General features: G+C 43.5%; 8 protein-coding genes. 7 read left to right on the top strand and 1 reads right to left on the bottom strand.

Annotated features, from left to right (window positions below):
- Positions 1-118: 118 nt before the first annotated feature.
- On the top strand, positions 119-517 hold the full coding sequence (locus QT974_RS28590; protein WP_333471771.1) for a DUF4112 domain-containing protein: 399 nt from the start codon (positions 119-121) through the stop codon (positions 515-517).
- A 136-nt stretch (positions 518-653) separates the two neighbouring features.
- On the opposite strand, the gene QT974_RS28595 is transcribed toward QT974_RS28590, so the two are convergent.
- Positions 654-1682, bottom strand: a complete 1029-nt coding sequence (locus QT974_RS28595) for a threonine aldolase family protein (RefSeq protein WP_333471772.1) — start codon at positions 1680-1682, stop codon at positions 654-656.
- Positions 1683-1761: 79 nt separating this feature from the next.
- Here QT974_RS28595 and QT974_RS28600 point away from each other — a divergent pair, with 79 nt between their 5' ends.
- The 6 genes from QT974_RS28600 to QT974_RS28625 all read left to right on the top strand — a co-directional run bounded on the left by QT974_RS28600 (position 1762) and on the right by QT974_RS28625 (position 6876).
- Positions 1762-1974, top strand: coding sequence for a DUF2997 domain-containing protein (locus tag QT974_RS28600; RefSeq protein WP_333471773.1), 213 nt, complete (start codon positions 1762-1764; stop codon positions 1972-1974).
- An 11-nt stretch (positions 1975-1985) separates the two neighbouring features.
- A complete protein-coding gene (locus tag QT974_RS28605) occupies positions 1986-2768 on the top strand; it encodes a nucleotide exchange factor GrpE (RefSeq protein ID WP_333471774.1) in 783 nt (260 codons plus the stop codon).
- A gap of 123 nt (positions 2769-2891) precedes the next feature.
- Positions 2892-4523, top strand: coding sequence for an Hsp70 family protein (locus QT974_RS28610; RefSeq protein ID WP_333471775.1), 1632 nt, complete (start codon positions 2892-2894; stop codon positions 4521-4523).
- 112 nt (positions 4524-4635) lie between these two features.
- Positions 4636-5241: a hypothetical protein gene (locus QT974_RS28615; RefSeq protein ID WP_333471776.1), complete on the top strand. Its 606-nt coding sequence runs from the start codon at positions 4636-4638 to the stop codon at positions 5239-5241.
- Between the two features lie 21 nt (positions 5242-5262).
- A complete protein-coding gene (locus tag QT974_RS28620; RefSeq protein ID WP_333471777.1) occupies positions 5263-6126 on the top strand; it encodes a bifunctional class I SAM-dependent methyltransferase/HIT family protein in 864 nt (287 codons plus the stop codon).
- 180 nt (positions 6127-6306) lie between these two features.
- Positions 6307-6876 (top strand): hypothetical protein, encoded by a 570-nt coding sequence (locus tag QT974_RS28625; protein WP_333471778.1) that lies wholly within the window; start codon positions 6307-6309, stop codon positions 6874-6876.
- The last annotated feature ends 163 nt before the right edge of the window (positions 6877-7039 follow it).

Below are 7039 nucleotides of genomic sequence, written 5' to 3' on the forward strand. Positions count from 1 at the left end.
ACTTCAGTCCTCTCTGGTTGGAAGAGGACTGAAGTCCGAACGATCGAACCTGTCAGGGCGATGCTTTTTCCGTCTTCCGACTGATGGCAATTTTTCCAGCTAGTCCAACAATAATAATATGAACAAAATAGAGCGTCTTGCCACTCTCAACCGCATCCGCAAACTCAGCCGCCTGATGGATACCGCCATTGGCATCCCCGGTACTAAATTTCGCATTGGTTTAGATCCGATTATCGGTTTAGTTCCGGGTGCTGGAGATATAGTAGATACTGCGTTTTCTGCCTACTTAATTTATTTGGCAACTCAATTCAACCTTCCCCAAAAAACCCTCGGGAAAATGATTTACAATATTGGTTTAGAAGCAGTTATCGGCTCAGTGCCTTTAGTCGGGGATATCTTCGATGCTTTCTATAAGTCAAACATGAGAAATCTGGCGCTTTTGGAAGCGCACCTCGAAGCAGAGGAACCGGAATTAGCAGCAGTTGCAGAACCTATTCATGAATCGATTAAACTCTAGGTTTGTAGTGAGGACTTTAGTCCTTGATGGATGCGGACTCGCATTCCGAACGATCAAACCTTTTTCAAGATTGTAGTGAGGAATGCGAGTCCTTGATGGATGCGGACTCGCATTCCTCACTACAAACCTTTAAATATTATCGGGAAAGCTCGCCTTTACAAAAATTCACGAAAGCATTAACATCTTCTTCTTTAGTATTAAAAGCTGTTACCAGTCTGACAGTAGAGTTATCCCACCGATAAAACTGAAAACCATGACTCAAAGCTGCTGCAATTACCGATTCGGGAAGCTGCATAAAAATCTCGTTAGCTTCGACGGGATGGCAAAACTTGACTCGATCAACTCCGGCCAAACCTTGGGCTAATTTAACTGCCATCTTGTTTGCATGAACCGCATTTGTTAGCCACAAATCATCAGTTATATATGCTTCCAACTGCGCCGATAAAAACCGCATTTTTGAGAACAGATGCCCGCTGCGCTTGCGGTAAAATGGGAAAGTCTTTGCTAATTCTTGATTGAAAAATACCACAGCTTCCGCAGCCATTGCGCCGTTTTTTGTCGCTCCAAATGAGAGAATATCCACACCTGCGCGCCAAGTAATCTCCGCAGGAGCACAGCCCAAACTAGCAACAGCGTTAGCAAACCGAGCTCCATCCATGTGTAGGTGCAAATTGTGGCGGCGCACAACTTCCGAAATCTGGGCAATTTCTGCTGGATTGTAGACTGTGCCGGCTTCTGTGGCTTGCGTGATGCTGACGGCGGCGGGCTGTACGTGGTGGACGACTCCTGCACCAGCGCGATCGACTGTTTCATCTAAAGTCTCTGCCTCGATCTTACCATGATTTCCTGTTACACTCACTAACTTTGCACCGCCAGTAAAAAATTCCGGCGCACCGCATTCATCCAGATTAATATGAGATTGGGCGTGACAGTAAACAGCTCCGTAGCTCGGAGTCATCACCGCCAAGGCTAAAGCATTAGCAGCAGAACCAGTTGCTACAGGAAAAACAGTCACCGATGTCTCGAACAAATCTGAGAATTTAACTTGCAAACGCTCAGTATATTCATCATCTCCATAGGACATCACAGCACCGCAATTAGCCGCTGCAATCGCGTCCATAATCTCTGGCGAAACCCCGGCTGCATTGTCGCTACAAAAATTCATTTAAATAATTGGTAAACACAATCTATAATATAACTCAACAGTCAAAACTCAACCGTCAAGCATTAAAACAAGAGGAACTATGGCAGAATACCGCAAAATAGAATACCGCATTGGCAAAGACGGCAAAATTACCGAAACCGTCCTCAACGCCACTGGTTCGAGTTGTACTGAAACCACCGCCGGAATTGAAAAAGCCCTCGGAAAAGTAGAATTTCAAGACTTGCTACCTGAATACTACGAAGGCCAAGAAAATTTGACCGCCCAACAAACGCAGACTTTAAAACAAGTTTAGAAAAATTAACAATGTTCTATCTCCTCGGCGTAACAGTTGATACAACAACAGTGCCGGCCTTTAGTATCGCGCTAGCTGTCGGGGGCATTTTTCTAATTGTAGTCTACCTTTATGCTGCATCCGAAGCCGGAGATGCGATCGACTTTAAGTACGATAAAATCCTCCGGGAACGCATGAATCAGCTAAATATCGTAGATTGGCAAGATTTAGGCAAGCAAGCAGGCTTAAGTCGCTTCGGGGTGCGCTTAGTGCGGCAGGGAGACGTGGGAAAACTCACAGTAGACAAACTGCGGCGGCTGGCAACTGTGCTAAATTTGAATTTCCAGGAATTCGATCGCACTTTAAACGCACTGCCAATATCGGCTACAATCACCACGAATCCCAGCGAAATCGAAGAATTGAAACAGCAGTGTTTCCGGTTGCGCGAAGAATTGCAGCAGCAAAAAACTCAATTAACTGCCGATTTTCGCCGCGCTACCTTTGAGCAATTGCAGACTTTGTTAACCAGCTATCCCAGCGCACGCAAAATGGCAGAAGCCAAGCCGGAAATGCCCGCCAAAAATCTTTCGGCTCTTTTTACTCCCCTAGAAAACCTCTTGTCAAGTTGGAATTTTGAAACAATCGGTTCAGCTTGGGAACAAACGCCTTACAATCCGCAGTTGCACCAGCCGGATATTGAAGATATAACAGAAGGAGAATTAGTTTATGTTAGATTTGTAGGATATCGGAATGGACAGGAAATTCTGGCCCCGGCTAAAGTTAGCCGCACTCTTCCAGCGGGTATAAAAAATTAACTAACCTACACCATGCACAGCCATAAATAGAGTAGATGCTTCCCTGAAGAGCGAATTAACTGCATCCTGCCAATAACCTCAAAAATTCAATCAAAAATCTACCAGATAAAATCTATAATAGACATGGTTACAGTTGCAATTGACTTCGGTACCAGCAACACAGTTGTTTGCATTCTCAACCCGGACACGCAAATAGCCGAAACTTTGAGGTTGGGCGAGATGTCTAGGATTTTTCAACTAAAGAATTCTAGCGGAGATATTCTAGAAATACCTGTAGTTCCGACTTGTGTATTTGTGAAAAATCCGGGGGAGTTGGTATTGGGAGAAAAAGTGCGCTCCCAGCGTCTGGCTCAATCCCAGCCCGGCCGTTTTTTCAAAGCTTTTAAACGCGACTTAGCCGCCGATTTTCAGCCTCCAGCCAGGAATATTGACGGCGAAACTTACACGAGTGAATCAGTAGCAGAACAGTTTATCAAAACTATTTACAAACAATTATTTAACCAAAATATTCAACCAAAAAAACTAATTTTTACAGTACCAGTAGGAGCCTTTGAGCGATATTTGGATTGGTTTCGCGACTTGGCAGAAAATTTAGGAGTTGAGGAAGTTCAGCTAATCGATGAATCCACAGCCGCCGCCCTGGGATATGCAATAAAACGACCCGGTTCTTTAGTTTTAGTAGTAGATTTTGGCGGCGGAACTTTAGATTTAAGTTTGGTGCGCACTGCTGTTACCCCCCCCTTACCCCCCCGAAGCCCGGGGGAAACAAATCTTGCTCCCCCCCGAAGCCCGGGGGGGCTGGGGGGGTTGCGCGCCGAAGTATTGGCAAAATCCGATGCTTACATCGGCGGCGAAGATATTGATATCTGGATTGTTGAAGATTATTTGCGGCAAATTGGTTCGTCGCGAGCCGAAGTCGGCGGCGTGGGCTGGCAAAATTTATTAGAAATAGCCGAAAAGTTAAAAATCCAAGTTTCTCAAGTTAATGAGGCGAAGGAAAGTTGGTTTGACGATGAAAATTTTATGTCTTATGATTTGCAGCTAAACCGAGATAAACTTGAACAAATTTTGGAATCTCGGCAGTTGTTGGAACAATTGCGGGAATGTTTAGATGAAGTGCTGAGTATTGCGCTGGGAAAAGGTATCAGTAAAGCAGATATAGAACAAGTTTTGCTGGTAGGAGGAACTTCTCTGATTCCGGCTGTATCTAATTTAGTTGTTTCCTATTTTGGGCGGCAAAAAGTCAAAAGAGATAAGCCTTTTGAAGCTGTAGCCCACGGCGCTTTAGCTTTGACACAATTGGCGAGTGTTGACGATTATTTGCGGCACAGCTATGCAATCCGTCTCTGGGAACCTTATGCTAAAGCTTATGCTTATTCGCCGATATTTAGCAAAGAAATGAAGTATCCGTGTGAAAGTTCCGAAGAGTTGACGTTACAAGTTGCTATTGAAGGGCAAAGGGAAATTCGGTTAGATATTGGCGAAGTTGCCCAGGTGTCGCAAGCAGAGGTTACTTTTAACGAAAAAGGGCAAATGACGAGCAGTTTGCTCAACAAACACAGCGATTTTCGTTCTTTGGAAAGCCACCACCAGGAGGTTTGTGTGGCGCATTTGAATCCGCCGGGAGTTTTGGGGATCGATCGGGTTTCGGTGAGTTTTGAGGTGGACGAGAGGCGGGTGTTGTTGGCTACGGTGCGGGATTTGGTGACTGGTCAGGTGTTGGTGGCTAAAGGGGCGATCGCCAAACTGCAATAGTGATACAATTTTTAGTAAGTTGTTTCACGAAGATAAGATTCGGCGATTGAAATCGCTCCTAGACAAACGAAGTCCGCCTCTGCGGACTGAAGAGTGAAGAAGGATTTCACCAATGGCATACAGCGATTTTACTACGATTTCAAAAGTGCGATCGGCTTTTAACCTCACCGTTGATGAAAAAACGGTGTTGTTTGCTGATGTAGATGCGATCGCACCTAGCGACTATCTCAAAACCACTTTAACAGAATACATCCCCCTTGCCACCGCGATCAATACGGAAAAAGCGCGATCGGAATTAATTATTGCACCCATATTACTAGAAGTGCGCCGCATCTTAAACTTCCAAATCGGCTTTTTTTCCGGTACTGAATTTAATGCCGACCCCAAAAGCGGACTTAACGGCTATTGCGACTATATTCTCACCGCATCTAATGACTTGTATGAAATCCGCACACCAGTTATCACTTTAGTAGAAGCCAAAAATGAAAATATTAAAAGTGGACTCGGACAGTGCATCGCTGAAATGTTGGGAGCTCAGCTATTTAACCAGCAGCAAAATGATGAAATTGAAGCGATTTACGGCTGCGTTACTACTGGGAATGCTTGGAAATTTCTAAAATTAGTAAATCAAACAGTCTTTATCGATTTGACAGACTATTATATCAAGGAAGTTGACAAAATCCTCGGAATTATCGCAAAACCTTTACGCAAAAGTTAAGTCTCTCAAATTTATGCCGCGATGAAAAAGCAACAAAATAAATTCAGCCACCTCACAGCAATTGAAAGAATTTACCTGTCATTTCCGGCAAGATTTTTATTAGAGCAAAACTTGCTTCAAGCTAAAGTTTTAGATTTTGGGTGCGGCTTCGGGAGTGATGTTAAATTGTTGCAGCAAAAAGGCTTTGATATTACAGGTTACGACTCTTATTATTTTCCAGAATTCCCCCAACATAAATTTGATACAATCATTTGCTTTTATGTTTTAAATGTTTTGTTTCCCGAAGAACAAGCGAATGTGCTGATGGAAGTCTCACACCTGTTAAAACCAGGAGGTAAAGCATATTTTGCCGTGAGAAGGGATATCAAAAAAGAAGGTTTTCGAGAACACTACGTACACAAAAAACCTACCTATCAGTGCATTGTCAAACTTCCATTTAAGTCGTCTCTCTTAAATGAGTCTTGCGAAATCTACGAATACGTGCATTACAACCATCAAAGAAATTCCACGAATAACTGCATATTCTGCAATCCGTACAAAAACCTAACTTTACTGACAGAATCAGCGACAGCCTATGCAATATTTGACGGTTATCCCGCCAGCCAAGGTCATGTTTTAATTGTTCCCAAACGTCACACTGCCAATTATTTTGAATTGCCGTTTCGAGAGCAATCGGCTTGCTGGTTTATGGCGAATAAGGTGCAAGAGATGTTAATTAAAGATTTTAAGCCTGATGGTTTTAATGTGGGTATCAATATTAATAAAGATGCTGGTCAAAGTCGCAATCACGCTGCGATTCATGTTATCCCCCGCTACAGGGGCGATGCGGCTGGAAATAAAGGCGGAATTAGATGTGTGATTCCTCAAGTTAAAAATAAAAATTAGGAATTTGTGAAAGGATTTTTTTTAACCGCAGAGGCGCAGAGAAGGCGGAGAAACAGAGAAGAAAGAAATTTATAATTTTTGTAATGATTATTATATTTGAGCAAAGGGCGAGCAAAATAGAGTTAAAATGTGTTTGCCAAGTCTCAAACTACACATTAGCAGTAATTTGGTGTTCTGTTTATGTCTAAGCGCAAAAAGCAAGAATGGCTCAAGGAAACCCTAGAGCTCAAAGAAGACCACAATTGGAAATCTCAGCCCGGAACTCGCATCTTTGTCGCTGGAAGAGGTGCAGTCCGCTTTGATGTCCCCCAAGATTGGCATTTTGAACCGGATACCAAGTCGTTCCGGTTTACGGACAAGAAACCGCCGGATGATGATTGTTGTTTGGAGGTTTCGTTTAATTTGTTACCTCCTAACAATTGGGCTGATTTTCCCCTGGTGCCGCTATTACAGAAGATAGTTGAAGATGATACCAGAAATCCGATCGATCCTGGGGATATTATCCAATTGAAGCGGCAAACTGCTCGGGTTGTTTGGACTCAATTTAAGTTTATCGACCCTCCCGAACAGCGGGAAGCTTATTCGCGAATCTGTATCGGATTGGGTTCTAATGTTCAGTGTTTGATTACTTTTGACTATTGGGTTGATGATGCTGAACGTTTGACTCCTGTCTGGGATACGGTGATGGACTCGCTGGTTTTGGGTTTGTTTATTAGTGACCCTCGAACGGGTTTTGCACGGCCTGATTAGATATATGCAGGGTTGGAAGCTTCGGGTTTTGTGGGTGTGTATCCCTGAGTTCTTGAAGAAGTCGGGGATCTCAAATAATTGACGATCGCAATTTTGATACATTTGAGCCGCTCGGTCGATCGTGAAAATGCTATAATAATTAACAAGTTATGCTTAGGGAGAC

Source organism: Microcoleus sp. BM001215392 (genome assembly GCF_036700185.1).
In the GTDB taxonomy this organism is placed as follows: domain Bacteria; phylum Cyanobacteriota; class Cyanobacteriia; order Cyanobacteriales; family Microcoleaceae; genus Microcoleus.

Coding starts and splice junctions, on each gene's coding strand:
- QT974_RS28595 (WP_333471772.1), bottom strand. CDS start 1,682: ATGAATTTTTGTAGCGACAATGCAGCCGGGGTTTCGCCAGAGATTATG.
- QT974_RS28605 (WP_333471774.1), top strand. CDS start 1,986: ATGTTCTATCTCCTCGGCGTAACAGTTGATACAACAACAGTGCCGGCC.
- QT974_RS28590 (WP_333471771.1), top strand. CDS start 119: ATGAACAAAATAGAGCGTCTTGCCACTCTCAACCGCATCCGCAAACTC.
- QT974_RS28600 (WP_333471773.1), top strand. CDS start 1,762: ATGGCAGAATACCGCAAAATAGAATACCGCATTGGCAAAGACGGCAAA.
- QT974_RS28625 (WP_333471778.1), top strand. CDS start 6,307: ATGTCTAAGCGCAAAAAGCAAGAATGGCTCAAGGAAACCCTAGAGCTC.
- QT974_RS28610 (WP_333471775.1), top strand. CDS start 2,892: ATGGTTACAGTTGCAATTGACTTCGGTACCAGCAACACAGTTGTTTGC.
- QT974_RS28615 (WP_333471776.1), top strand. CDS start 4,636: ATGGCATACAGCGATTTTACTACGATTTCAAAAGTGCGATCGGCTTTT.
- QT974_RS28620 (WP_333471777.1), top strand. CDS start 5,263: ATGAAAAAGCAACAAAATAAATTCAGCCACCTCACAGCAATTGAAAGA.